At 64.8% G+C, this 25328-nt stretch carries 23 protein-coding genes; all 23 read left to right on the top strand.

Annotated features, from left to right (window positions below):
* Positions 1-10: 10 nt before the first annotated feature.
* The 23 genes from vioA (at position 11) to fliG (ending at position 25278) form a co-directional block, all read left to right on the top strand.
* On the top strand, positions 11-1129 hold the full coding sequence (gene vioA, locus AC0J42_RS23010) for a dTDP-4-amino-4,6-dideoxy-D-glucose aminotransferase VioA (protein ID WP_473004006.1): 1119 nt from the start codon (positions 11-13) through the stop codon (positions 1127-1129).
* Positions 1130-1131: 2 nt separating this feature from the next.
* Entirely contained in the window at positions 1132-1854 is a 723-nt protein-coding gene (locus AC0J42_RS23005) for a methyltransferase domain-containing protein (protein ID WP_473004004.1), read from the top strand.
* 15 nt (positions 1855-1869) lie between these two features.
* Positions 1870-2517: an acyltransferase gene (locus AC0J42_RS23000; protein WP_416426112.1), complete on the top strand. Its 648-nt coding sequence runs from the start codon at positions 1870-1872 to the stop codon at positions 2515-2517.
* Positions 2514-4832, top strand: a complete 2319-nt coding sequence (locus AC0J42_RS22995; protein WP_473004001.1) for a glycosyltransferase — start codon at positions 2514-2516, stop codon at positions 4830-4832. The genes AC0J42_RS23000 and AC0J42_RS22995 overlap by 4 nt, the downstream gene beginning before the upstream one ends.
* A gap of 11 nt (positions 4833-4843) precedes the next feature.
* Positions 4844-5845 carry a UDP-N-acetylglucosamine 4,6-dehydratase (inverting) gene (gene pseB, locus AC0J42_RS22990; protein ID WP_416426110.1) on the top strand — a complete coding sequence of 334 codons (1002 nt, stop codon included), beginning with the start codon at positions 4844-4846 and terminating at the stop codon, positions 5843-5845.
* Complete coding sequence (gene pseC, locus AC0J42_RS22985) at positions 5842-7002, top strand: UDP-4-amino-4,6-dideoxy-N-acetyl-beta-L-altrosamine transaminase (protein WP_473003999.1); 1161 nt, start codon at positions 5842-5844, stop codon at positions 7000-7002. The genes pseB and pseC overlap by 4 nt, the downstream gene beginning before the upstream one ends.
* Positions 6999-7700 (top strand): pseudaminic acid cytidylyltransferase, encoded by a 702-nt coding sequence (gene pseF, locus AC0J42_RS22980; protein ID WP_473003998.1) that lies wholly within the window; start codon positions 6999-7001, stop codon positions 7698-7700. Before pseC ends, pseF begins: the two co-directional genes overlap by 4 nt.
* A complete protein-coding gene (pseG, locus tag AC0J42_RS22975; protein WP_473003997.1) occupies positions 7697-8743 on the top strand; it encodes a UDP-2,4-diacetamido-2,4,6-trideoxy-beta-L-altropyranose hydrolase in 1047 nt (348 codons plus the stop codon). The genes pseF and pseG overlap by 4 nt, the downstream gene beginning before the upstream one ends.
* A gap of 4 nt (positions 8744-8747) precedes the next feature.
* Positions 8748-9800: a pseudaminic acid synthase gene (pseI, locus tag AC0J42_RS22970; protein WP_416426105.1), complete on the top strand. Its 1053-nt coding sequence runs from the start codon at positions 8748-8750 to the stop codon at positions 9798-9800.
* 248 nt (positions 9801-10048) lie between these two features.
* On the top strand, positions 10049-10972 hold the full coding sequence (locus AC0J42_RS22965) for a ketoacyl-ACP synthase III (protein ID WP_416426104.1): 924 nt from the start codon (positions 10049-10051) through the stop codon (positions 10970-10972).
* Positions 10973-11063: 91 nt separating this feature from the next.
* Complete coding sequence (locus tag AC0J42_RS22960; protein WP_473003996.1) at positions 11064-12356, top strand: motility associated factor glycosyltransferase family protein; 1293 nt, start codon at positions 11064-11066, stop codon at positions 12354-12356.
* Positions 12353-12619, top strand: coding sequence for a hypothetical protein (locus AC0J42_RS22955; RefSeq protein ID WP_473003994.1), 267 nt, complete (start codon positions 12353-12355; stop codon positions 12617-12619). The genes AC0J42_RS22960 and AC0J42_RS22955 overlap by 4 nt, the downstream gene beginning before the upstream one ends.
* 1074 nt (positions 12620-13693) lie before the next feature.
* Positions 13694-14542: a flagellin domain-containing protein gene (locus AC0J42_RS22950; RefSeq protein WP_416426099.1), complete on the top strand. Its 849-nt coding sequence runs from the start codon at positions 13694-13696 to the stop codon at positions 14540-14542.
* A 73-nt stretch (positions 14543-14615) separates the two neighbouring features.
* Positions 14616-14975: a flagellar protein FlaG gene (locus tag AC0J42_RS22945; RefSeq protein WP_473003993.1), complete on the top strand. Its 360-nt coding sequence runs from the start codon at positions 14616-14618 to the stop codon at positions 14973-14975.
* Between the two features lie 95 nt (positions 14976-15070).
* Positions 15071-16561 carry a flagellar filament capping protein FliD gene (fliD, locus tag AC0J42_RS22940; RefSeq protein WP_416426097.1) on the top strand — a complete coding sequence of 497 codons (1491 nt, stop codon included), beginning with the start codon at positions 15071-15073 and terminating at the stop codon, positions 16559-16561.
* 158 nt (positions 16562-16719) lie between these two features.
* On the top strand, positions 16720-17115 hold the full coding sequence (fliS, locus tag AC0J42_RS22935; RefSeq protein ID WP_277962281.1) for a flagellar export chaperone FliS: 396 nt from the start codon (positions 16720-16722) through the stop codon (positions 17113-17115).
* A 23-nt stretch (positions 17116-17138) separates the two neighbouring features.
* Positions 17139-17432, top strand: a complete 294-nt coding sequence (gene fliT, locus AC0J42_RS22930; RefSeq protein ID WP_473003991.1) for a flagellar protein FliT — start codon at positions 17139-17141, stop codon at positions 17430-17432.
* Between the two features lie 167 nt (positions 17433-17599).
* On the top strand, positions 17600-19075 hold the full coding sequence (locus AC0J42_RS22925) for a sigma-54 dependent transcriptional regulator (protein ID WP_416426094.1): 1476 nt from the start codon (positions 17600-17602) through the stop codon (positions 19073-19075).
* A 233-nt stretch (positions 19076-19308) separates the two neighbouring features.
* Positions 19309-20517, top strand: a complete 1209-nt coding sequence (locus AC0J42_RS22920) for a sensor histidine kinase (RefSeq protein WP_416426093.1) — start codon at positions 19309-19311, stop codon at positions 20515-20517.
* 5 nt (positions 20518-20522) lie between these two features.
* Complete coding sequence (locus AC0J42_RS22915; RefSeq protein ID WP_473003989.1) at positions 20523-21926, top strand: sigma-54-dependent transcriptional regulator; 1404 nt, start codon at positions 20523-20525, stop codon at positions 21924-21926.
* A 204-nt stretch (positions 21927-22130) separates the two neighbouring features.
* Positions 22131-22460 (top strand): flagellar hook-basal body complex protein FliE, encoded by a 330-nt coding sequence (fliE, locus tag AC0J42_RS22910; RefSeq protein WP_027981673.1) that lies wholly within the window; start codon positions 22131-22133, stop codon positions 22458-22460.
* A gap of 15 nt (positions 22461-22475) precedes the next feature.
* Positions 22476-24266, top strand: a complete 1791-nt coding sequence (gene fliF, locus AC0J42_RS22905; RefSeq protein ID WP_416426091.1) for a flagellar basal-body MS-ring/collar protein FliF — start codon at positions 22476-22478, stop codon at positions 24264-24266.
* Positions 24259-25278, top strand: a complete 1020-nt coding sequence (fliG, locus tag AC0J42_RS22900; RefSeq protein ID WP_416426090.1) for a flagellar motor switch protein FliG — start codon at positions 24259-24261, stop codon at positions 25276-25278. Before fliF ends, fliG begins: the two co-directional genes overlap by 8 nt.
* Positions 25279-25328 lie beyond the last annotated feature (50 nt).

Below are 25328 nucleotides of genomic sequence, written 5' to 3'. Positions count from 1 at the left end.
TGAACACCCCATGTCCAGCCAGACCCCCGTTACCAGCCCGCTGTTGCCGCCCCTGGAGGAGTTCATTCCCTACCTGGAGGCCATCTGGGAAAGCAAGCGCCTGACCAATGCCGGTCCGTTCCACGAGCAGTTGGAGCAGGCCCTGGCGGACTACCTGGGGGTGGAGCACCTGTGCCTGTTCGCCAATGGCACCCTGGCGCTGGTCACGGCGTTGCAGGCGCTGCGCATCACCGGCGAAGTGATCACCACGCCGTACTCGTTCGTGGCCACCGCGCACTCGCTGCTGTGGAACAGCGTCAAGCCGGTGTTCGTCGATATCTGCCCGCACACCTACAACCTTGACCCGGCGCGGCTGGAAGAGGCCATCACGCCGGCGACCACGGCCATCCTGCCGGTGCATTGCTACGGCGTGCCGTGCAACGTCGACGCCATCCAGCGCATCGCCGATACCTATGGCCTGAAGGTCATCTACGACGCCGCCCACGCCTTCGCCGTGCGCCAGGAAGGCACCAGCATTTTGCGCCACGGCGACCTGTCGATCCTCAGCTTCCACGCCACCAAGGTGTTCAACACCTTCGAAGGCGGCGCCATTGTCTGCCCTGACGCCAAAATCAAGCAGCGCATCAACTACCTGAAGAACTTCGGGTTCGCCGATGAAGTGACGGTGATGGCGCCGGGCATCAACGGCAAGATGAGCGAGATCAACGCCGCGTTCGGCCTGCTGCAACTCAAGCACATCGACGGCGCCCTGGCGCGCCGCCAGCGCATCGATGGCCTGTACCGCAAGGGCCTGGCTGGGGTGAAAGGCATCCGTTGCGCCTGGGGCGACCGCCCCGGCCACAACTACGCCTACTTCCCGATCCTGGTGGGCGATGACTTCCCGTTGAGCCGCGATGCCCTGTACGAGCGTTTCCGCGAGCACGACATCCTGGTGCGCCGCTACTTCTACCCGCTGATTTCCGATTTCCCCATGTACCGCGGCCTTGAATCAGCGCGTGAAGAACGCCTGCCGGTGGCCCGGGATGTTTCCAGCCGTATCCTCTGCCTGCCCATTTTCGACAGCCTTGGCGATGAGGTGCTGCAACGCATCATCGACCTGCTTCGTGCTGCTGCCGACGAGACCCATTGACCATGCGCTCCTGCCCCCTGTGCCGTGCCCGCTTCGCCAATTTCATGCCCTTGCCGGCGAGTTTCTTCGAGGTGTTCCAGCGCCTGCGGGTGTTCTACTCGCTGGAGGATTTCGAGACCCTCAACGTCGGCCAGTACAGCTGCCCCCACTGCCAGTCCTCGGACCGCGACCGCCTCTACGCGCTGTTTGTCGAGCAGCACCTGAAGCGCACCGGCCAGGGCCCCTTGCGCATCCTCGATATCGCGCCGGCACCGGTGCTGTCGGCGTTCCTCAAGCAGGTTCCCGACAGCGTCTACCGTTCTGCGGACCTGTTCTCGCCGCTGGCCGATGACAAGGTCGACCTGCAGGACATGAGCCTGTACCCGGACGCCACGTTCGACTTCATCGTCTGCTCCCACGTGCTCGAACACGTGCCGGACGACCGTCGCGCCATGGCCGAGCTGCACCGGGTGCTGGCGCCGGGTGGCGTGGCGATCCTCATGGTGCCGATCCTGACCACCGCCACCGAGACCGACGAAGACCCTGACGAGGCCAGCGTCGACGAGCGTTGGGCGCGCTTTGGCCAGGACGACCACGTGCGCATGTACTGCCGCGCGGACTTCCTCGCACGCCTGGGCGACGCCGGCTTCCACATGCAGGCGCTGACTCACGCGGACTTCAGCGCCGCCAGCTTCACCCGCCACGGTATCACCGAGCGTTCGGTGCTCTATGTGGGGCGCAAATGACCAGGGAGTATCGTCGTGTCTAGACTCGAAGAAAAAAATCTCGGCTTCCGCGCCCTCGGTGAAAACGTGCGGATCTTCCCCGGGGCCAAGCTCTACGGGCGCGAGTTCATCAGCATCGGCAGCAACGTGATCATCGATGACTACGTGTTCATCTATGCCACGGCGCCGATCTTCATCGGCAGCTACGTGCACATCGCCTCGTTCACCTCGATCTCGGGCGGCGGCGTGGTGGTGCTGGAAGACTTCAGTGGCTTGTCCTCGGGCGTGCGCATCCTGTGCGGCAGTGAAGACTTCCTCGGCGGTGGCCTGACCAACCCTTGCGTGCCGCCCGAGTACCGCTGCGTGGAACGCGCTTCGGTGCACATTGGCCGCCACGCGATCATCGGCGCCAACGCCGTGGTCATGCCCGGCGTCAGCATCGGCGAAGGCTGCGCCGTGGGCGCCGGGGCCGTGGTGGGCAAGAATCTGGAGCCCTGGGGCGTGTGTGTCGGCGCCCCGGCGCGGCGCATCAAGACCCGTGACTCCAGCCTGATCCTGGCCAAGGAAACCCAGCTGATCATCGAGCGCCCGTTCGCGCCCTTGCTCCCCTCGCAGTTCAACGACTATCTGCTCGACCCAAGCCTGGCCGACAGTGATCCCACGTATTCCAAGGTGTCCCGATGACGTCCTCCCGGCTGGTCAGCATTCTTATCCCTGCCTACAAGGCGACCTACTTCGAAGAGGCGCTCACCAGCGCCATGCGCCAAAACCACGATGAGGTCGAAATCATCGTGTGCGACGATTGCCCGGACGACGCCATTGGCGAGATCGTCCGCCGCCTCGCGCCCCTCAGCCGCTGGCCCGTGCACTACTGGCGCAACCCGCAGCCGCTGGGTGAGATCGCCAACGTCACCCAGTGCCTGCACAAGGCGCAGGGCGAGTACATCAAGTTCCTGTTCGACGATGACCTGATCGTGCCCGATTGCGCGCGCATCATGGTCGACGTGTTCGAGACCACCCCCGGCCTCTCGATCGTCTCGTCGCGGCGCCGTCGCATCGACGAGGCGGGCCGCTGGATGAGCGATATCCAGGCGACCTTGCTGCCGTTCAACCGCGACGTGGTGCTGGATGGCCGCGAAGTGGTGGCGTTTCAGGGCTTGTACACGCTGAACTTCATCGGCGAGCCAAGCTCGGTGATGTGCCGACGCGCGGACCTGATGGCCCTGGTGCCCGAAGGCCTCTACAACGTCAACGGCCACGAGATCCATTGGGTGGGCGACCTGGCCATCTATGTGAAGCTGCTGCAGCACGGCCATGTGGCGATCCTGGAACGCACCTTGTCGTATTTCCGCGTCTCCGAGACCCAGTACAGCCGTGCCGGCCGCGACACGCCGGCCATCGCCGAGCGCTACCACGACCTGTTCCGCGAGCAGATCGCCGCCAGCGGCTGGCTGCGCCCCGCCGCGCAGACGCCGTTCGTGCAGGTGGCCGACCTGAGCCGCCCCACGCAGTTCAAGGAAATGGACCTGCTGGGCAGCTTCATCGGCCGTCACACCCCGCGTTCCAACGACCCGGTGGAGCGCTGGCTGCAGGCCCGCGAGCTGTCGGCGCTGCGCCGCCAGCAGATCACCCGGCAGTTGCACGACCACCAGGGCGGCCCGCGCCTGTTGGTGGTGGTCAGCGACCTGCAGGACGAGCAGCCGGCGCTGATGCAGACGCTGATGAGCCTGGGGCAGGACAGCCTGGCGCAACTGCGCCTGCAGGTGGTGGTGCTCAGTGCGACGGCCAGCCTGCCCGCGGACGACGCCGCCCAAGGGCTGTTCTGGTTGCCGGCTGACGCGGCCAACCAGGGCCAGGTGCTCAACGGCGTGCTCGAGCGCTTCGAGTTCGACTGGCTGCTGCGCGTGGAGGCCGGCGTCGAAATGACCGCCGACGGCCTGTGGCGCGTGGCCCATGAACTGCTGGGTGCCCAGGGTTGCCGGGCGGTGTTCGCCGATGGCCTGCAGCGCCTGGCCAATGGCGCGCTGCAACTGGCGCCGCGCCCCGACTTTGACCTGGACCTGCTGCTGAGCCTGCCGCAAGTGATGGCGCGGCATTGGCTGTTTGCCCGCGAGGCCGTGCAGGCAGTGGGTGGCTTCGACCCGGCATGTGCCGATGCGCTGGACCTGGACCTGATCCTGCGGCTGGTGGAACACGGCGGCATGCAGGGCATCGGCCACGTCGACGAGGCGCTGTTGGTCAGTGCGGCCCAGGCGCCGCGCAGCAACGCCCAGGAGCGCGAGGTGCTGACCCGCCACCTGCGCAATCGTGGCTATGCCCAGTGCAACCTCGGCGAGCCGGTGCCGGGCCACTACCACGTCACCTACGGCCATCCGGCGCAGCCCTCGGTGTCGATCCTGATCCCGGCCGGCGGCCCGTTGCCACAACTGCAACGCTGCGTCACCAGCCTGATCAAGCACAGCAGCTATGCAAACCTTGAGCTGCTGCTGCTCGATACCGCGCCGGGTGCCAACGACTGGCTGGCGCAGGTGCAGGCGCTGGCCGACCCCAAGATCCAGGTGCTGCGCCACGCCCAGCAACGGGAGGCGGCGGTGATCAACCAGGTGGCGCGTACCCAGGCGCGCGGCGATTACCTCTTGCTGATGGACCCCCACTGCGCGGTGGTCGGCGACCAGTGGCTGCAAGCCCTGCTCAACCACGGGCAGCGCCCGGAAGTGGGCGTGGTGGCGGCGGCGCAGGTGGACGGCCGCGGCCACTGGCTGGACGAAGGCGACGTGCCGGTGACCGGCGTGTTGCGCGGCATTGCGCTGGACCAGGAGCGCGCGGTGCTGGCGCCGGGCGCCATGCTGCTGTCACGGGCGTTGTTCGAGGCGTTCGACGGCCTGGCCCAGGACGTCGGCCTGCGTGAGGCCCAGCAGGACCTGTGCGCCCGCATCACGGCCTCGGGCCGCCTGGCGGTGCGGGCGGTGCAAGCGACGCTCATGCGCGACACAGAGTAAGGAAAATACTTATGTTCAACGGCAAATCAATCTTCATCACCGGCGGCACCGGTTCCTTCGGTCGCAATTTCATCCGTCGCCTGCTGGAGCAGTACCAGCCCAAGCGCGTGGTGGTGTTCTCCCGCGACGAGCTCAAGCAGTACGAAATGCAGCAGAGCTTCAACGCCCCCTGCATGCGCTACTTCATCGGTGACGTGCGTGACGCCGAGCGCCTGCGCGTGGCCATGCGCGGCATCGACTACGTGGTCCACGCCGCGGCGCTCAAGCAGGTGCCGGCGGCGGAGTACAACCCCACCGAATGCATCCGCACCAACGTCAACGGCGCCGAGAACGTGATTGCCGCCGCCATCGACAATGGCGTGAAAAAGGTCGTTGCGCTGTCCACCGACAAGGCTGCCAGCCCGATCAACCTGTACGGCGCCACCAAGCTGCTGTCGGACAAACTGTTCGTGGCCGCCAACAACATCGCCGGCGACCAGCAGACCCGTTTTGCCGTGGTGCGCTACGGCAACGTCGCCGGCTCCCGTGGCTCGGTGGTGCCGTTCTTTAGCAAGCTGATCAGTGAAAAGGCCCGCGAGCTGCCCATCACCGACCCGCGCATGACGCGCTTCTGGATCACCCTGGACCACGGCGTGCAGTTCGTGCTGGACAGCTTCGCGCGCATGCACGGTGGCGAAATCTTCGTGCCCAAGATCCCCTCCATCCGCATCGTCGACCTGGCCAGCGCCATGGCCCCCGAGCTGCCGCAGACCCTGGTGGGCATCCGCCCGGGCGAGAAGCTGCATGAGTTGATGGTGCCCCTGGACGACGCGCGCGCCACCCTCGAGTTCGACGATCACTACACCATCCAGCCGTCGATCCGCTTCACCCACACCGACATCGATTTTGCCGTGGATGGCCTGGGCGAGCAGGGCAGGGCGGTGAGCGAGGACTTCGAGTACCGGTCCGACATCAACCCGCAATTCCTCGACGTGGCCCAGATCGCCCGCCTGCACGCGGAACTGCTGCCGTGATCCCCTATGGCCGCCAGAGCATCGATGACGCCGACGTGGCCGCGGTGGTGCAGGTGCTGCAATCGGACTGGCTCACCCAGGGGCCCACGCTTGCGCGCTTCGAGCAGGCCATGGCCGCCTACTGCCAGGCCGGCCACGGCGTGGCCGTGTGCAATGCCACCGCCGCCCTGCATCTGGCGTGCCTGGCGGCTGGCCTGGGCGAGGGCGACTGGCTGTGGACGTCGCCGAACACCTTCCTGGCGTCGGCCAATTGCGGCCGTTACTGCGGCGCCCAGGTGGACTTCGTCGACATCGACCCGCGCACCCTGAACCTGGATGCCGGCAAATTGGCGGCCAAGCTGGCGCTCGCCGAGCAGCAGGGGCGCCTGCCCAAGGTGGTGGTGGCAGTGGCCTTCGCCGGCCAGAGCTGCGACCTGCGGGCCATCGCCGAGCTGGCCCGGCGCTACGGTTTCTGCCTGATCGAGGACGCCGCCCATGCCGTCGGCGCGCGTTATGCCGGGCGGCCAACCGGCTGCGGCGAGTTCGCGGCCATGACCGTGTTCAGCTTCCACCCGGTGAAAATCATCACCACCGGCGAGGGCGGCATGGTCATGACCAACAGCCCGGAGCTGGCCGCGCGCCTCAAGCGCCTGCGCAGCCATGGCATGACCCGCGACGCGGTGGACATGGACGAGCCCAGCCATGGCCCCTGGTATTACCAGCAGGTGGAGCTGGGCTTCAATTACCGCATGACCGACATCCAGGCGGCGCTGGGGCTGTCGCAGCTGCACAAGCTCGACGCCTTCGTGGCGCGCCGCCGGCAATTGGCGGCGCGCTACGACCAGCTGCTGGGCGAGCTGCCGCTGGTGCTGCCGGCTGCCCAGGCCGACGCCGAGTCGGCCTGGCATTTGTACGTGGTGCGCCTGAACCTGCCGCACATTGCCCTGGGCCACCGCGAGGTGTTCGAAGCCCTGCGCGCGGCGGGCATTGGCGTGCAACTGCACTACATCCCCGTGCACCTGCAGCCCTATTACCGCGGCCTGGGCTTTGCCCTTGGCGATTTCCCCGAGGCCGAGCGGTACTACGGCGAGGCGATCAGCCTGCCGCTGTTCGCCGCCATGAGCGACGCCGAGCAAGACCAGGTGGTGGCCACCCTGCAGCGGATCATCCGCCCGTGAGCCGGGTCGCGATCATTCCCGCCCGCGGCGGCAGCCAGCGCATACCGCGCAAGAACCTCAAGCTGTTCGGCGGCCAGCCGATCATTGCCTGGTCGATCCGCGCGGCGCTGGCCAGCGGCCTGTTCGACGAGGTGGTGGTCAGCACCGATGACGACGAGATCGCCGAGGTGGCCCGCGCCCATGGCGCCCAAGTGCCGTTCCGGCGCCCGGCGGCGCTGGCCGACCACCACACCGGCACCACCGCCGTGGTGCAGCACGCGTTGCAGGCACTGGGCGACGCCCATGACTTGGCCTGTTGTATCTACGCCACCGCGCCCATGCTGTTGCCCGCTGACCTGCAGCAAGGCCTGGCGGCCTTGCAGGCCGCCCCTGACAAACGCTTTGCCTTCTCGGTGTGCAGCTTCGCCTTTCCGGTGCAGCGTGCCTTGCAGCTGGACGGGCAGGGCGGCGTTGCCGCGCTGTACCCGCAGTTCAACCAGACCCGCTCCCAGGACCTGGTGCCGGCCTGGCACGACGCCGGCCAGTTCTACTGGGGGCACCGCGACGCCTGGTTGCAAGGCCTGCCGATGTTCGCCGGGCACAGCCTGCCGATCATGCTGCCGCGCCACCGGGTGCAGGACATCGACACGCCGGAAGACTGGCGCCGTGCTGAATATCTGTTTGCCGCGCTCGAGGCGGCTGGGGAGTTGAACCTGTGAAGGTGTTGATTCGTGCCGATGCGTCCCGGGTCATCGGCAGTGGCCATGTGGCCCGCTGCCTGACCCTGGCGCGGCACCTGCACAAGCAGGGCGCCCAGGTGACCTTCGCCAGCCTGACGTTGCCGGGCCACCGCCTGGTCGACCTGGCGGCGCAGAGCTGGGGCACCTATGCCATGAAGCCGGGCCCCGGCAGCGACGACATCGAAGTGCTGCTGCCCTGGCAGGCGGACATCGATGCGTTGAAGCACGTGGGCCGCTTCGACTGGGTAATCGTCGATCACTATGGCCTGGACGCCCGCTGGGAAACCGCGGCGCGGGCGTTCGCGCCGCGGGTCATGGCCATTGATGACCTGGCCAACCGCAAGCACAGCGCCGACCTGTTGCTAGACCAGAACCTCACCGCCAGCGCCGAGGCCTACCAGGGCCTGCTGGCGCCCGGTTGCACCACCTATTTCGGCCCGCGCCATGCGTTGCTGGGCCCGGCCTTCGAGGCCCTGCGTGTGTCGATTCGCCCGCGGGTGCAGCGCGTGCTGGTCAACTTCGGTGGCTTCGACGCCAGCGGCAACACGCTCAAGGCCATGGCCGCGCTGGATGGCCTGGCCGACCTTGAAGTGGACTTCGTCACCGGCCACGGCACGCCCGACTGGGAGCACTTGCAAGCCTATGTGGCCACGCGGCCGAACTGGGTGCTGCACGGTTTCGTCGAGGATTTCGCCGCGCTGATGGCCACCGCCGACCTGTTCATCGGCGCCGGCGGCGGTACCAGCTGGGAGCGCGCGGCCATGGGCCTGCCGACCCTGTGCATGGCCGTGGCCCACAACCAGCAGGCCAACGCCGAACTGATGGCCCACGCCAGGGCCCACGTCTACCTGGGCGATGCCGCCGAGGTCAGCAGCCAGGCCTTGCGCCAGGCCGTGCTGGGCCTGCTCGATGACGCCGGGCGCCGCCGCGCACTGGCCGAAAATTCCCGCGCGCTGGTGGATGGCCTGGGCGCCCTGCGCCTGGCCTGGGCCCTGTTCGCCGCCGCCCCGTCCCAAGGATAAGACCATGCCACGTTTCTCCATCGGCCACCGCGCCATCGGTACCGACGCGCCACCCTTCGTCATCGCCGAGATGAGCGGCAACCACAACCAGTCCCTGGAGCGCGCCCTGGCCATCGTCGACGCTGCCGCCCAGGCGGGCGCCCATGCCTTGAAGCTGCAGACCTACACCGCCGACACCATGACCCTGGACATCGACCAGGGCGAGTTCCGCATCAGCGACCCGGACAGCCTGTGGGCCGACACCTCGCTGTATGCGCTGTACCAGCAGGCGCACACGCCGTGGGAATGGCATGCGCCGATTTTCGAGCGGGCGAAAAGCCACGGCATGCTGGCATTCTCCTCGCCGTTCGATGAGACCGCCGTCGACTTCCTCGAAAGCCTCGACGTGCCGGCCTACAAGATCGCCAGTTTCGAAAACACCGACCTGCCGCTGATTCGCAAGGCCGCCGCTACCGGCAAGCCGCTGATCATCTCCACCGGCATGGCCACGGTGGCCGAGCTTGACGAAAGCGTGCGCGCGGCCCGTGCCGCCGGCTGCCGCGACCTGATCCTGCTCAAGTGCACCAGCACCTACCCGGCGTCGCCGCTCAACACCCACCTGCGCACCATCGCCCACATGCGCGAGCTGTTTGGCTGCGAAGTCGGCCTCTCGGACCACACCATGGGCGTGGGCGCCGCCGTGGCGGCGGTGGCCCTGGGCGCCAGCGTGGTGGAAAAGCACTTCACCCTGGACCGCAGCGCCGGTGGCGTGGACGCCAGCTTCTCGCTGGAGCCGGCCGAGCTGGCCAGCCTGGTCACCGAGACCGAGCGTGCCTGGCAGGCGCTGGGGCAGGTGCAGTACGGCGCCACCCGCGCCGAACAGAAGTCGCTGGTGTACCGCCGCTCGCTGTACGTGGTGCGTGACGTGGCGGCGGGCGAGGCGCTGACCCGCGACAACGTGCGTGCCATTCGTCCCGGCCTGGGCCTGGCGCCCCGGCACCTGGACGCCGTGCTGGGCCGCGCGGCACGGCGCCCTCTGGCCCGGGGCATGGCGCTGGATTGGTCAATGATCGACTGAACCGCGCCTTAAGCATGGCCAAAAAACTCGAAATCATGTTGAATCAACGTGACCTATGAGTCATAACGCGCATCTCCACTGTAACCTGTTGTTGGGTGACAAGGGCGCAGTGACCCTGGTCGGCCGTGTTTTTCGGCCCCGGCGTCGCCTGTTTTCGCCCCCGCGCGGGTGATGCACATCCCGGTTTTGTTGGCGCCCCTCGATCATGCGAGCGGTGATATTTAGCTCTTTATTATTGGGAAGCCATGATGATTGGCATAAAAAGCATAGCGAGTTACGTGCCTTCCGAAGGCCTTGATAACTACGCCCAGGGTGCCAAGTTTGCCAAGGACGAAGAGTTCATCCTGGGCAAGATCGGCTCCGCTTTCCTGCCGCGCAAAGACGCCGGCCAGGAGACCTCCGACCTGTGTGTCGAAGCGGTCAACGCTCTGTTTGCGAATAACCCCGAGCTGTCGCGCGAGTCCATCGATGCGCTGATCGTCGTCACCCAGAACGGTGACGAGGAAGGCCTGCCGCACACCGCGGCCATCGTCCAGGACAAGCTGGGCCTGCCGACCCACGTGGCCGCGTTCGATATTTCCCTGGGCTGCTCCGGCTACGTCTACGGGATCTACGCGATGAAGGGCTTCATGGAAGCCGCGGGCCTGAAGAACGGCCTGCTGATCACCGCCGACCCGTATTCGAAGATCGTCGACCCCGAAGACCGCAACACCACCATGCTCTTCGGCGACGCGGCCACGGCTACCTGGATGGGCGAAGACGCCGTCTGGCAGCTGGGGAAGGCCAAGTTCGGCACCGACGGTTCGGGTGCCCCGCACCTGAAGGTCACCGACGGCGTGTTCTTCATGAACGGCCGCCAGGTGTTCAACTTCGCGCTGCTGAAAGTGCCAGCTCACCTGCACGAGCTGCTGGATGAGTCGGGCCTTGCGTCCGCCGACATCGACGCGTTCTGCATCCACCAGGGCAGCGCGGCCATCGTCGACGCCGTGGCGCGGCGCTTCGAGGAAGAGCCGGAGAAGTTCATCAAGGACATGGTCGAGACCGGCAACACCGTCTCCTCCAGCGTGCCGCTGCTGCTGGAAAAGCACGTGATGGACGCCAAGTGGAAGCGCGTGGCCATCAGTGGCTTCGGCGTAGGCCTGTCCTGGGGTTCGGCGATTCTCTATCGCTGAGTGCCTGGGGGAGCTGGCAAGCCAGCTCCCCCCGTTGTTTGCGGCTTCTGGTACGCTTTACGGCTGAACGTACCATCAGGGCCGCCCCACCATGACCGATATCCCCCAGCGCAACGCACAGCTGCTGCAAACGCGCTGGCCTTCGCTGTTCACCCGCCTGCAACTGGAAAATCCCGAGACCGTCCCCGCGCAACTGGTGGAAGGGCTGGGGTCGACCCTGAGCGTCAATGGCGTGCAGCTCACCAGCCGCCACGACCGGGTAGCCGAGGCGCAGCTGCAAGCGGCCACCGTGCCGGCCGATGCCGCCCATGTGCACGTCTATGGCACCGGCCTGGGTGACCTGCAGCTGGCCTTGCTGCAGCGCCCCGTGTTGCAGCGCCTGACCGTGCACATCCTCAACAGCGCGATCTTCGCCCTGGTGGTGCAGATCCTCGACCAGGGTGACTGGCTCAAGGACCCCCGGGTCGAGCTGGTGATGGCCGGTGATCACGCCGAAATCTGCCTGCCGTTCTTCGCCTTGCCCGCCGAGCTGGTGCTGGCCGACGACTACAACGCGAAGATCCGCGACCGCCTGATCAGCGAGGTGCACCTGGCGTTCAACAACCGCGATTTCACCGTGCAGGACCCGGAAATCGCCGAGCGCCTGCAACACGCCGTGCCCCTGCTGCAGCGCGACCCCGACGTGGCCGAGCTGTTTGCCAGCCAGCCGGGCCGCGAGTTCTTCGTGATTGCCACCGGGCCGAGCCTGGAGCAGCACTTCGCCGCGTTGAAGCACGTGCGCGAACGCGCTCAGCGGCCGTTCTTCATCTGCGTCGACACCGCCTACCGGCCCCTGCTGGCCCAGGGCATCGTTCCGGACCTGGTGGTCAGCATCGACCAGCGCATCAGCAGCCGCCACCTGCCGGCCGAAGGCTCAGCGGCCGTGGGGCTGGTGTACCTGCCACTGCTGGAGCGCGCGCTGCTGGAAAGCTGGCAGGGGCCGCGGCATGTCGGCTATTCCAGCAGCCCGGTGTATGCGCAATTGCGCGAGCAGCTGCCCAAGGCCAGCCTCTACGTGGGCGGCAGCGTCATCCACCCGGCGGTGGACCTGGCGGTGAAGATGGGGGCAGGGCGGGTGACTCTGTTCGGCGCCGACTTCGCCTTCCCGGGCGACAAGACCCACGCCGGCTGGGGCGACGGCGACCTGGGGCCGCAATTGCAGGCGGCCCGCCACTGGGTGCTCGACGGCCACGGCCAGCGCGTGCGCACCCAGCTCAACTTCCGCAGCTACCTGGTGGAGCTTGAGCGCTTCATCGCCGGCCACCCGCAGGTGCCGTTCTTCAACACCAGCCATGCCGGGGCGATGATCGCCGGCACGCGTTTCGATCCGGAGTGGTGCCAATGAGTGGTTTCGAGCAACACCGGGCGGCGGCGGTCCACTGCGCGCACCTGTTCCGCCTGGGGCGGGATGTCGAGGCGGCGTTGGTGATGGTGGAGGTGTTTGGTGCGGTGATGCCGTTGTTCGAGGGGGCGTCGGTGCCGTTGCAACAGCAGTGGCAGGCGGTGTTGGGGCAGATTCTGGTGTGTCAGGAAGGGCAGGATTGGTTGGGGTTGGCGGATTATCTGGAGTATGAGTTGGTGGAGTTGATGCGACAGGTCGCACTGTAGCGGCTGCACCGCGGCCGTCCCACCCACACAAAACTCAAGCGAGGCAGCTGTTGCTCTTGATCTTGATCCCGTGAGGCCTTTGATCTTGATTGTGTGCCCCGTAAAGCGCCAGGGCCGACTGGAGGCGTTGGCCGAGCGGTCCACGGCGTAGCCGGGGAAGACGGAACCGGAGGCGCTTCTATTCCGGGCCGTCGGCCGCTTGGGCGACGCCGGAGGGAGGGGACCCGCAGCGAAGCGTAGGGACCAAGCAGGGGCAAGCCTTTTTTGCTTACTTTTTGTGGCGTTTGACAAAAAGTGAGCCGCCGTAAGGGCGGAAAGGTGATTCTGCATCACCCTAGGAAATGGATATGTTCACGATATGTGGATCCCGCTTTTGAGGGTTTCGGACATATCCATTTTCGCGGTGAGACCACCGACCGTTTCGGCCTTACGCCGACTCACTTTTTGGCAGTCGCCCGGTGTGCCGGCCCAGCCAAAAAATAAGCAAAAAGGGCTTGCCCCTGCTTGGGCCCTCCGCTGCGCTACGGGTCCCCTCCTTCCGGCGCCGCTCAACGGGCAGACGGCACCCGCTATAGAAGCCTGCGGGTTACCGTCTCTTCGGCCTGCGGCCTCGGCCCTTCGGGCAGCCCGTTGATCGACGCCTCCAGTCGGCCCTGGCGCTTTACGGGGCATACAATCAAGATCAAGAGCCAGATCAACAGCAGATCAAAAGCCAGATCAAGATCTACAGCAGATCAAAAGCGCAGCTCAGCCTCCAAATCGTGATCGGCGTCACGAAAGTGGCACTGCTGCCTTGTTGGGCTGTCTATCGTCAAACCTCTGCCGCCGGGATCACCCGGCGCAAAAAATGTGATCTGTGTCACAGTCGATACCTGGAAAGGTGCAGCCAAATGAATCGTCGGCCGGGCTGGAAGCCCCGGTTTACAAGGGTTTGCCCACTGATGGCATTTTTTTTCAGAAAAGACCCTCAAGCAACTTCCCATCACGACGATAACTATTACGAAGGTTCTCTAGGCCACACCCGGCGGTTGCCAGGGCCGGAAGCCGCTGCACCCACCCATCGAGGAATTCGTCATGGCTTTGACTGTAAACACTAACATCGCTTCGCTGACCGTTCAGAACAACCTGAACAACGCCGCCAGCTCCCTGTCCACCGCTATGACTCGTCTGTCTTCCGGCCTGAAAATCAACAGCGCCAAAGACGACGCTGCCGGTCTGCAAATTGCCAGCCGTCTGACCACTCAGATCAACGGTCTGACCACTGCTACCAAGAACGCCAACGACGGTATCTCGATCGCCCAGACCGCTGAAGGCGCTCTGCAAGAATCGACCAACATCCTGCAGCGTATGCGTGAACTGGCCGTTCAGTCCCGAAACGACTCCAACAGCACCGCTGACCGTACTTCGCTGAACGCCGAATACGACCAGATGAGCCAGGAACTGACTCGTATCTCGACTTCGACCACTTTCGGTACCGGCATGAAACTGCTGGACGGTTCGGCTTCGACCCTGGAGTTCCAGGTTGGCGCGATGACTGGTTCCGACCAGCACATCACCCTGTCCCTGACCGGCGACTTCTCGGCCAGCGGCCTGGGCCTGTCGTCCACCTCGATTTCGGGTTCGGACAACACCACCGCTCACACCAACGTCGACGCCTCGATCTCCGCGATCGACGCCGCACTGTCCACCATCAACAGTGCACGTGCTGACCTGGGTGCCAAGCAAAACCGTTTCGCCAGCACCATCTCCAACCTGAACAACATCGTTTCGAACGCTACCGCTTCGCGTTCGACCATTCAGGATGCTGACTTCGCTGCTGAAACCGCTGAACTGACCAAGCAACAAACTCTGCAGTCGGCTTCTACCGCGATCCTGTCGCAAGCCAACCAACTGCCATCCGCTGTACTGAAGCTGCTTCAGTAATAGCAACGGCTAGTTGAACGGAAGGGTGCTCACGAGTGCCCTTTCGTTTTTTCACATTTTCGAGGTGACGGACATGGACATGAGCGTCAAATTGAACGCGTCTTACCCCCAGGTTGTGACCCAGGCGGCGGCAACTCTGGCTGCGCCAGTGGCGACCGCCGCCACCGCGACCGACGGCAAGACCAGCACCGCCACCGGCAAACAGCCAGAGCGGGCAGAATTGGATAAAGCAGTGAAGGACATGCAGGCCTTCGTCGACTCGACGCAGCGCAACCTGCAGTTCTCCATTGATGACACCACCCACCAGGTGGTGGTCAAGGTCATTGCCACCGAGAGTGGCGAGGTTGTCCGGCAGATTCCGTCGGAAACCGCCTTGAAATTGGCGCAGAGCCTGAAAGAAGGCAACAGTGTGCTGTTTGATACGCAAGTCTGAGCGTGTTGGCACGAGACTTGTTTGATTCTGTAGAAATCAGCTTACGATAGGCGTTTTGTCAAAAAGTCGACAGCCGCCGGAACGGGAGTTCAACCATGACCACTACTTCCAGCACCACGAGTTCGACCAGTACCACGGGCACGACATCCGTCAGCAGTTCGGGCGGCATCACCGTCAGTGGCGTGGGTTCGGGTATCGATACCTCGAGTATTGTCGAAGCGTTGGTGAACGCCCAGAAGGCGCCCAAGCAGACGCAGATCACCGCGCAGCTTTCCACTACCTCCGCCCTCAGTGCGGCGGTGGATACCGTGAATACGGCGTTGAAGACGTTCACCACCGCGATGGCGGCGTTGAACGATGTCAACTCGTTCACCGGGCTGGCGGCGACGTCGTCCAATACTTCGGTGGCAACGGCAACCTCCAGCAACTCGGCTGCCGCAGGTACTTATGACCTGACGGTCACGCAGTTGGCGACCGCCTCGAAGGTGACCACCGCGGCGGTCAGCGGTGGTTCGAGCACGGTGATGAACACTGCGGCGACGACGCTGAGCATCACCCAGGCCAACGGCACCTCCTACAGCGTTTCGCTGGCGGCCAACACGTCGTTGTCTGGTGTGCGGGATGCTATCAACACCCAGCTGCAGTCCGACGGCGTCACCGCCAACCTGGTGACCGACTCCACCGGTGCTTCGCGCCTGGTGCTGTCGTCGACCACCACGGGCGCCAACACCGGCCTGTCGATGAGTGGCATCGATGCCCTGGCAATCGATGGTACCCAGGCGGGCTCCAGCACGGGTGCCGGCTACCTGGGCAAGCTGCCTCAGGACGCGATCTATTCGATCGACGGCCTGGACAACATGACCAGCTCCAGCAACACCCTGACGACGGCCATCAGCGGCGTGACCATCAACCTCACCGGTGGCAGTGACTCGTCGGGTAACCCGGGCACCAGCACTATTACGGTGGGTTCCAGCACTGACGACATGAAAACCTCGGTGACCACCTTTGTCAGTGCCTACAACGCGCTGATGCTGGCGGTCTCGGCGCAGACCGCGGTGACCCCTACCGGTGCCACGTCCAGTACCAGCACCTCGGCCACCACCACGGCCGGCGCGCTGACCGGTGACTCGGGTATCCGTTCGCTGCTGGCTTCCATCCAGGGGCAGTTGACCAAGTCGAGCACCACCAGTGGCAACCTCAGCGTGCTGTCGCAACTGGGTATCAGCACCCAGGAAGACGGCACGCTGCTGATGAACTCGACCACCTGGGACACGGCCATGACCACCAACGCTGGCAACGTTGCCAGCCTGTTCGTGGGCACCGACGGGTTGCTGACCCGCCTGACCTCGGTAATTACGCCGTACACCCAGACCGGTGGCATTCTCGAGACCCGGATCAAGGCCTATGCTGCCACCACGACTGATCTGCAAAACCAGCAGACCGACCTCGATTCGCGGATGGACGCCCTGACCACCACGCTGACCGCCAAGTACACCCAGATGGACACCCTGGTGGCCCAGCTCAATGCCACCAGCACCAGCGTCATGACCACCTTGAACGCCCTGAACACCAAGTCGTCGAGCTGATCACGCCTCACCGCCATGGGCCCGGAACCGCTGTCAAAGGCGGCCCGGGCTTTTGTCGTTTGAGGCTGTGGCGCAGGCAGGCTAAAGTTTTTTGCGGGCCAGTCGACACAATAGTCATGCAAGCACACATCACCGTTGACGTGTAACGAGGAAGCAACATGAATCCCATGAAAGCCCTTCGCCAATATCAGAAGGTCAGCTCCGTGGCGCAGACCTCCGAGGCGAGCCCGCACCGCCTGGTGCAGATGCTCATGGAAGGTGGGCTCGACCGCCTGGCGCAAGCCAAGGGCGCGCTGAGCCGTGGCCAGATTGCGCAGAAGGGCCTCATGCTGAGCAAGGCCATCGAGATCATCGGTGGCCTGCGCACTGGCCTGGACCCCGAGAAAAGCGGCGGCGACCCGGCCTCGCTGCAAGACCTGGATGCACTGTATGCTTATATGATGCAGCGCCTGGGCGAAGCCAACCGCAAGAACGATCCGGAGATGATCGATGAAGTGGCGCGTTTGCTGATTACCGTGAAGAGTGGCTGGGACGCCATTGCCAACGTCGAGTAAGGCCAATGTCTGAGGAAGTCGACATGAGTGCGCTGCAACGTATTGAACACACCAGCCATGCCCTGACCGATGCATTGGCGGCGCGTGATTGGGAAGCCATTCGCGAGCTGGATCGCCAGTGCCGGGCTTGCGTCGATGCGCTGATGACCGAGGACCAGGCGGACGAGGAGCAGTTGCGCAGCAAACTCGAGGGTTTGCTGGCTGTGTATCGCCAGTTGCTGGAGGCTAGCCAGGGCGAGCGCAAGGCAATAGTCGACGAGATGTCACAACTGAAACATGCGCACAACGCTGCAAAGGTTTACCATCTGTTCCGTTAATTTGCTCGGTTGATCAGAAGTAATGCGCCATAAATTTGACTGTATTCGCTTTTTTGACTTAACTAGTAGCTGTTTACTTTCTTCAGGCGTCTAAAGGCCAAACCAGGCCGATTTTCGTCTAGCTTGCCCATAGCGGGCATCGAGTTGACTAGGGAAGTTGCTATTGCATGTGGCGTGAAACCAAAATTCTGCTAATCGATGACGATAGCGTTCGCCGCCGGGACCTGGCGGTGATACTCAATTTTCTTGGCGAAGAAAATTTGCCCTGTACCAGTGGCGACTGGCAGCAGGTGGTCGATTCGTTGTCGTCGAACCGGGAAGTGCTGTGCGTCCTCGTGGGGACTGTAAACGCGCCCGGTAACCTTCAGGGCTTGCTTAAGACCATCGCTGGTTGGGATGAGTTCCTTCCGGTGCTGCTTTTAGGTGATACGGCCACCGGCGACCTGCCGGAAGACTTGCGCCGGCGCGTGCTTTCCAGCCTGGAAATGCCGCCCAGCTACAGCAAGCTCCTCGACAGCCTGCACCGCGCCCAGGTCTACCGCGAGATGTATGACCAGGCCCGCGAGCGCGGCCGGCAGCGCGAGCCCAACCTGTTCCGCAGCCTGGTCGGTACCAGCCGTGCCATCCAGCATGTGCGCCAGATGATGCAGCAGGTGGCCGACACCGACGCCAGCGTGCTGATCCTCGGCGAGTCGGGTACCGGCAAGGAAGTGGTGGCGCGCAACCTGCACTACCATTCCAAGCGTCGCGACGCGCCGTTCGTGCCGGTCAACTGCGGGGCCATTCCCGCCGAGCTGCTGGAAAGCGAACTGTTCGGCCACGAGAAGGGCGCCTTTACCGGTGCCATCACCAGCCGCGCCGGGCGCTTCGAGCTGGCCAACGGCGGTACGCTGTTCCTCGACGAGATCGGCGACATGCCGCTGCCGATGCAGGTCAAGTTGCTGCGCGTGCTGCAGGAGCGCACCTTCGAGCGCGTGGGCAGCAACAAGACCCAGAGCATCGACGTGCGCATCATCGCCGCCACGCACAAGAACCTGGAGAGCATGATCGAGGTGGGTACCTTCCGCGAGGACCTGTACTACCGCCTGAACGTGTTCCCGATCGAAATGGCGCCGCTGCGCGAGCGTGTCGAAGACATTCCGTTGCTGATGAACGAACTGATCTCGCGCATGGAACATGAAAAGCGCGGCTCCATTCGCTTCAATTCCGCGGCCATCATGTCGCTGTGTCGTCACGGCTGGCCGGGCAACGTTCGCGAACTGGCCAACCTGGTGGAGCGCATGGCCATCATGCATCCGTACGGGGTGATCGGCGTCGCCGAGCTGCCGAAGAAATTCCGCTACGTCGACGACGAAGACGAGCAGATGGTCGACAGCCTGCGCAGCGACCTCGAAGAACGCGTGGCCATCAACGGCCATACCCCGGACTTCACCACCGGCGCCATGCTGCCGCCCGAAGGCCTGGACCTCAAGGACTACCTCGGTGGCCTGGAGCAGGGCCTGATCCAGCAGGCGCTGGATGATGCCAACGGTATTGTCGCCCGTGCCGCCGAACGCCTGCGTATCCGCCGTACTACCCTGGTGGAAAAAATGCGCAAGTACGGCATGAGTCGCCGCGAGGGCGATGATCAGACAGATGATTGACGCCTGAGTTCCCGCAAGCGGCGCACGGATGCGCCGCCGGACTGGCTTTGTAGCTTTTTTCTCGCCTTTACCTTCCCCGCAAGCCCCTGTCCTTATTGGCTTTCCTTGATTTGTATCAAGGATGATTCCAATCTTTGCCGCTGTAATGCCCTGTACAAAATGATCCGGCACGACGATTGCTACATGTCAGTCACGATACCCGTTTATGACGGTATGCCACGCGAGAGATCACGATGCCACAGGCCGCCCCCATGACCACCGCCCCTGAACTCGAGGGTCAACCCTCCGTCGAGCAAACCAGCCGGCTTGGCCTTGAGCAGGCGTTTGCGCTGTTCAACCAGATGTCCACGCAGCTCAGCGACTCCTACAGCATGCTCGAGGCCCGCGTGGCCGAGCTCAAGGGCGAACTGGCGGTGGTGAGCGCCCAGCGCATGGCCGAGCTGGCCGAGAAAGAGCGCCTGGCCAACCGCCTGCAGCACCTGCTGGACCTGCTGCCCGGGGGGGTCATTGTCATCGACGGCCATGGCGTGGTGCGCGAGGCCAACCCGGCCGCCACCCTGCTGCTGGGCGAACCGCTGGAAGGCATGCTGTGGCGGCAGGTGATTGCCCGCTGCTTCTCACCCCGCGAGGACGACGGCCACGAAGTGTCCCTGAAGGATGGCCGCCGGCTGTCCATCGCCACCCGTTCCCTGGATGCCGAGCCGGGCCAGCTGGTGCTGCTCACCGACCTGACGGAAACCCGGCGGTTGCAGGACCAGCTGGCGCGCCATGAACGCCTGTCGTCCCTGGGCCGCATGGTCGCTTCGCTGGCCCACCAGATCCGTACGCCGCTGTCGGCTGCGCTGCTTTACGCCAGCCATTTGACGGAGCAGGCGTTGCCGGTGGAAACCCAGCAGCGCTTTGCCGGCCGCCTGAAAGAGCGGCTGCACGAGCTGGAGCACCAGGTGCGCGACATGCTGGTGTTCGCCCGCGGCGAGCTGCCGCTCAGCGACCGCCTGACGCCGCAAGCGTTGTTCGAGGCCCTGCAGGCGGCGGCCCATACCCACGTGCAGGACCTGTCGGTGCGCTGGCAGTTCGACTGCCCCCGCGGCGAGCTGCTGTGCAACCGTGACACCCTGGTGGGCGCGCTGCTGAACCTGGTGGAGAACTCGATCCAGTCCAGCCCCGGCCAGGTCCACCTGAAGATTCATTTGTACGCCCGTGATCATCAATTGCGGCTGGCCATCAGCGACAACGGCAGCGGCATCGAGCCGGCGGTGCTGGCGCGCCTGGGCGAGCCGTTCTTCACCACCAAGACCACCGGCACCGGCCTGGGCCTTGCCGTGGTCAAGGCCGTGTCCCGCGCCCACCAGGGCGAGCTGGCGATTCGTTCGCGGCTGGGCCGCGGCACCTGTGCGCTGGTGACGCTGCCACTGATCCATACCCGTGCGGTGCAGGAGTAACGCTGATGGCTATCAAGGTCCTGCTGGTCGAAGATGATCGGGCCCTGCGCGAGGCGCTGGGCGATACTTTGGAGCTGGGCGGCTACGACTACCGTGCGGTGGGCAGCGCCGAGGACGCCTTGCTGGCGGTGAGCGGCGAGGTGTTCGGCATGGTTATCAGCGACGTCAACATGCCAGGCATGGACGGCCACCAGCTGCTGTGCCAGCTGCGCGCGCGCCAGCCGCAATTGCCGGTGCTGTTGATGACGGCCCATGCGGCGGTGGATCGCGCAGTGGAAGCCATGCGTGCCGGCGCCGCCGATTACCTGGTCAAGCCGTTCCTGCCCAAGGCGCTGCTGGACCTGGTGGCCCGGCATGCCCTGGGTTGCCTGGGTGCTACCGAAAGCGAAGGGCCGGTGGCCGTGGAGCCTGCCAGCGCGAAGTTGCTGGAGCTGGCCGCACGGGTGGCGCGCAGCGATTCCACGGTGCTGATCTCGGGTGAGTCCGGCACCGGCAAGGAGGTGCTGGCGCGCTACATTCACCAGCAGTCCAACCGCGCCAGCCGGCCGTTCATTGCTATCAACTGCGCGGCGATCCCCGACAACATGCTGGAAGCCACGCTGTTCGGCCACGAGAAGGGCTCGTTCACCGGCGCCATTGCCGCGCAGGCGGGCAAGTTCGAGCAGGCCGACGGCGGCACGCTGCTGCTCGACGAGATTTCCGAGATGCCCCTGGGCCTGCAGGCCAAGCTGCTGCGGGTGTTGCAGGAGCGTGAAGTGGAGCGGGTAGGGGCGCGCAAGCCGATTGCCCTGGACATCCGCGTGGTGGCCACCACCAACCGCGACCTGGCCGGCGAAGTGGCGGCGGGGCGCTTCCGTGAAGACCTGTTCTATCGCCTGTCGGTGTTCCCGTTGGCCTGGCAACCGCTGCGCGAGCGTACCGCCGACATTCTGCCGCTGGCCGAGCGCCTGCTGGCCAAGCACGTCAATAAAATGAAGCACGCTGCCGTGCGCCTGGCGCCGGGCGCCCAGGCCTGCCTGGTGAGCTACCCCTGGCCGGGCAACGTCCGCGAACTGGACAATGCCATCCAGCGGGCGCTGATCCTGCAGCAGGGAGGCCTGATCCAGGCCGAGGACTTCTGCCTGGCCGGGCCGGTGGGCGTGGCGCCGTCGCCGGCGCTGTCCATCGTGCGCAGCGCGCCTGCCGCCGTCGAGTCCTTGACGGCGCTGCCGGCGGAAACCGCCGGGGCCCTGGGTGATGACCTGCGCCGTCGGGAATTCCAGCTGATCATCGACACCCTGCGCACCGAGCGCGGCCGTCGCAAGGAGGCCGCCGAGCGCCTGGGCATCAGCCCCCGCACCCTGCGCTACAAGCTGGCGCAGATGCGTGACGCGGGCATGGACGTGGAAGCCAGCCTGTACGCCAGTTGAATATGTAACCCCTGACACGAACCCTTGTGGGAGCTGGCTTGCCAGCGAGTTTTTGAAGCCTCAAAAGCTCGCTGGCAAGCCAGCTCCCACGTTGTTGTGTAAGGATTTTGTGATGCAAGTCCGGAGCTGGCACCCTTGTTGCTACCTCCTTTGTATCCGTTGTAACAGTGTCAAAAAATTGCGGGCCGTCGGAGAGAGTGATCCATGAGCCAAGGTATTGAATTCAACCGTCTGATTATGGACATGCGCACCATGCAGGCCGATGCCATGGGTGCCAGCAAAACTGCTGCCGCGCCAGAAGTGGCCGGCACCAGCAGCTTTGCCGATTTGCTGGGCAATGCGGTCAACAAGGTCAGCGACACCCAGCAGGCGTCCGACCAGTTGGCCAACGCCTTCGAGATCGGCAAGAGCGGCGTCGACATCACCGACGTGATGGTGGCGTCGCAGAAAGCCAGCGTGTCGTTCCAGGCGCTGACCCAGGTACGCAACAAGCTGGTCCAGGCGTATCAAGACATTATGCAGATGCCGGTATAAGGGCGAGATTGAGACATGGCAGACGCAGTCGTGGATAACGTACCAGCCAAGAACGGCGCAGCCGGCGGCAAGCCGCCGCTGTTTGGCCTGTCCTTCCTGGAAAATATTTCCAAGATGACCATGTTGCGTCAGGTGGGCCTGTTGGTCGGCCTGGCTGCCAGCGTGGCGATTGGTTTTGCCGTGGTGCTGTGGTCGCAGCAGCCCGATTACCGTCCGTTGTACGGCAGCCTGGCCGGCATGGACACCAAGCAGGTGATGGAAACACTCAACGCGGCGGACATTCCCTACACCGTGGAGCCCAACTCCGGCGCGCTGCTGGTGAAGGCCGACGACGTCGGCCGTGCGCGCATGAAGCTAGCCGCCGCGGGCGTGGCGCCGAGCGACGGCAACGTCGGCTACGAGATCATGGATAAGGAACAGGCGCTGGGCACCAGCCAGTTCATGGAGACCGCCCGCTACCGCCAGGGCCTGGAAGGCGAGCTGGCCCGCACCATCTCGAGCCTGAACAACGTCAAGGGTGCCCGCGTGCACCTGGCCATTCCGAAGAGCTCGGTGTTCGTGCGTGACGACCGCAAGCCTACCGCCTCGGTGCTGGTGGAGCTGTACCCGGGCCGCACCCTGGACGCAGGCCAGGTGCTGGCCATCGTCAACCTGGTGGCCACCAGCGTGCCTGAAATGGACAAGTCCGGCGTTGCCGTGGTCGACCAGAAGGGCAACCTGCTGTCCGAACAGCTGCAGGACTCCGAGCTGACCATGGCCGGCAAGCAGTTCGACTACAGCCGCAAAATGGAAAGCATGCTCACCCAGCGTGTGCACAACATCCTGGAGCCGGTGCTGGGCAACGACCGCTACAAGGCCGAGGTGTCGGCCAATGTCGACTTCAGCGCCGTCGAGTCCACCAGCGAGCAGTTCAACCCCGACCAGCCGGCCCTGCGCAGCGAGCAGTCGGTGACCGAGCAGCGCTCCAGCGGCAGCGGCCCGTCCGGCGTGCCCGGCGCCCTGAGCAACCAGCCGCCGACCCCGGCCAGCGCCCCGCAGAAAACCGGTGGTGCCGCCGCACCGGCCGCGCCGGCGGCGATCCCGCCAGGCCAGCCGCTGCTGGACGCCAACGGCCAGCAGATCATGGACCCGGCCACCGGCCAGCCGATGCTGGCGCCGTACCCGGCCGACAAGCGCAACCAGTCGACCAAGAACTTCGAACTGGACCGTTCCATCAGCCACACCAAGCAGCAGCAGGGTCGCCTGACCCGCCTGTCGGTGGCGGTGGTGGTCGACGACCAGGTCAAGACTGACGCCAAGGGCGAAGTCACCCACACCCCGTGGAGTGCCGACGACCTGGGCCGCTTCACCCGCCTGGTGCAGGACGCCGTGGGCTTCGACGCCAGCCGTGGCGACAGCGTGACCGTGATTAACGCGCCGTTCTCCGCCGACCGTGGCGAAGTGGTGCCGGAAGTGTCCTTCTACCAGCAGCCCTGGTTCTGGGAAGTGGTCAAGCAGGTACTGGGCGTGCTGTTTATCCTGGTGCTGGTGTTTGGCGTGCTGCGCCCGGTGCTCAACAACATCACCGGTGGTGGCAAGGGCAAAGGTCTGGTCGGCGCCGGCGGCGACGTGGAACTGGGTGGCATGGGCGGTCTGGATGGCGAACTGGCCAACGACCGCGTCACCCTGGGCGGGCCGCAGAGTATTCTGCTGCCAAGCCCGAGCGAGGGATATGACGCTCAGTTGAACGCAATCAAGAGTCTGGTGGCCGAAGACCCGGGCCGCGTCGCCCAGGTCGTGAAAGAGTGGATTAACGCCGATGAGTAACAATCAAGCGCTTGCCGCCAAACTGACCAAAGTCGACAAGGCGGCCATCCTCCTGCTGTCCCTTGGCGAGACCGATGCTGCCCAGGTGCTGCGGCACATGGGCCCCAAGGAAGTCCAGAAAGTTGGCGTGGCCATGGCGCAGATGCGCAACGTGCACCGCGAGCAGGTCGAGCAGGTGATGAGCGAGTTCGTCGACATCGTCGGCGACCAGACCAGCCTGGGCGTGGGTTCGGACACCTACATCCGCAAGATGCTGACCTCGGCCCTGGGCGAGGACAAGGCCAACGGCCTGATCGACCGCATCCTGCTGGGTGGCAACACCAGCGGCCTGGACAGCCTGAAGTGGATGGAGCCGCGCGCCGTGGCCGACGTGATCCGCTACGAGCACCCGCAGATCCAGGCCATTGTGGTGGCGTACCTGGACGCCGACCAGGCGGGCGAGGTGCTGGGCCATTTCGACCACAAGGTGCGCCTGGACATCATCCTGCGCGTCTCGTCGTTGAACACCGTGCAACCGGCGGCGCTGAAAGAGCTGAACCTGATCCTGGAGAAGCAGTTCTCGGGCAACTCCAACGCGGCGCGTACTACCCTGGGTGGTATCAAGCGGGCGGCGGACATCATGAACTTCCTCGACAGCTCGGTGGAAGGCGCGTTGATGGACTCGATCCGCGAAGTCGACGAAGACCTGTCCAGCCAGATCGAAGACCTCATGTTCGTGTTCAACAACCTGGCCGACGTGGACGACCGCGGCATCCAGGCGCTGCTGCGCGAAGTGTCCTCCGACGTGCTGGTGCTGGCCCTCAAGGGCTCGGACGAGAACGTCAAGGAGAAGATCTTCAAGAACATGTCCAAGCGTGCCGCCGAACTGCTGCGCGACGACCTGGAAGCCAAGGGGCCGGTACGGGTCAGCGACGTGGAAACGGCGCAGAAGGAAATCCTCACCATTGCCCGCCGCATGGCCGAAGCCGGCGAGATCGTGCTGGGTGGCAAGGGCGGCGAGGAAATGATCTAACCGCCGGTCCTGTGGTCTAGCTGTAGTGGGAGCTGGCTTGCCAGCGAGTT

It is taken from the genome of Pseudomonas sp. Tav-5-1A (genome assembly GCF_055755055.1).
Note: the sequence above shows the minus strand (reverse complement) of the source record. Positions and strands in the feature narration are given on the sequence as shown.

Coding starts and splice junctions, on each gene's coding strand:
- fliG (WP_416426090.1), top strand. CDS start 24,259: ATGAGTAACAATCAAGCGCTTGCCGCCAAACTGACCAAAGTCGACAAG.
- AC0J42_RS22950 (WP_416426099.1), top strand. CDS start 13,694: ATGGCTTTGACTGTAAACACTAACATCGCTTCGCTGACCGTTCAGAAC.
- AC0J42_RS22960 (WP_473003996.1), top strand. CDS start 11,064: ATGACCGATATCCCCCAGCGCAACGCACAGCTGCTGCAAACGCGCTGG.
- pseI (WP_416426105.1), top strand. CDS start 8,748: ATGCCACGTTTCTCCATCGGCCACCGCGCCATCGGTACCGACGCGCCA.
- AC0J42_RS22995 (WP_473004001.1), top strand. CDS start 2,514: ATGACGTCCTCCCGGCTGGTCAGCATTCTTATCCCTGCCTACAAGGCG.
- fliE (WP_027981673.1), top strand. CDS start 22,131: ATGAGCCAAGGTATTGAATTCAACCGTCTGATTATGGACATGCGCACC.
- AC0J42_RS22955 (WP_473003994.1), top strand. CDS start 12,353: ATGAGTGGTTTCGAGCAACACCGGGCGGCGGCGGTCCACTGCGCGCAC.
- fliD (WP_416426097.1), top strand. CDS start 15,071: ATGACCACTACTTCCAGCACCACGAGTTCGACCAGTACCACGGGCACG.
- AC0J42_RS22915 (WP_473003989.1), top strand. CDS start 20,523: ATGGCTATCAAGGTCCTGCTGGTCGAAGATGATCGGGCCCTGCGCGAG.
- fliF (WP_416426091.1), top strand. CDS start 22,476: ATGGCAGACGCAGTCGTGGATAACGTACCAGCCAAGAACGGCGCAGCC.
- AC0J42_RS22965 (WP_416426104.1), top strand. CDS start 10,049: ATGATTGGCATAAAAAGCATAGCGAGTTACGTGCCTTCCGAAGGCCTT.
- AC0J42_RS23005 (WP_473004004.1), top strand. CDS start 1,132: ATGCGCTCCTGCCCCCTGTGCCGTGCCCGCTTCGCCAATTTCATGCCC.
- AC0J42_RS22920 (WP_416426093.1), top strand. CDS start 19,309: ATGCCACAGGCCGCCCCCATGACCACCGCCCCTGAACTCGAGGGTCAA.
- AC0J42_RS22925 (WP_416426094.1), top strand. CDS start 17,600: ATGTGGCGTGAAACCAAAATTCTGCTAATCGATGACGATAGCGTTCGC.
- fliS (WP_277962281.1), top strand. CDS start 16,720: ATGAATCCCATGAAAGCCCTTCGCCAATATCAGAAGGTCAGCTCCGTG.
- pseB (WP_416426110.1), top strand. CDS start 4,844: ATGTTCAACGGCAAATCAATCTTCATCACCGGCGGCACCGGTTCCTTC.
- vioA (WP_473004006.1), top strand. CDS start 11: ATGTCCAGCCAGACCCCCGTTACCAGCCCGCTGTTGCCGCCCCTGGAG.
- fliT (WP_473003991.1), top strand. CDS start 17,139: ATGAGTGCGCTGCAACGTATTGAACACACCAGCCATGCCCTGACCGAT.
- AC0J42_RS22945 (WP_473003993.1), top strand. CDS start 14,616: ATGGACATGAGCGTCAAATTGAACGCGTCTTACCCCCAGGTTGTGACC.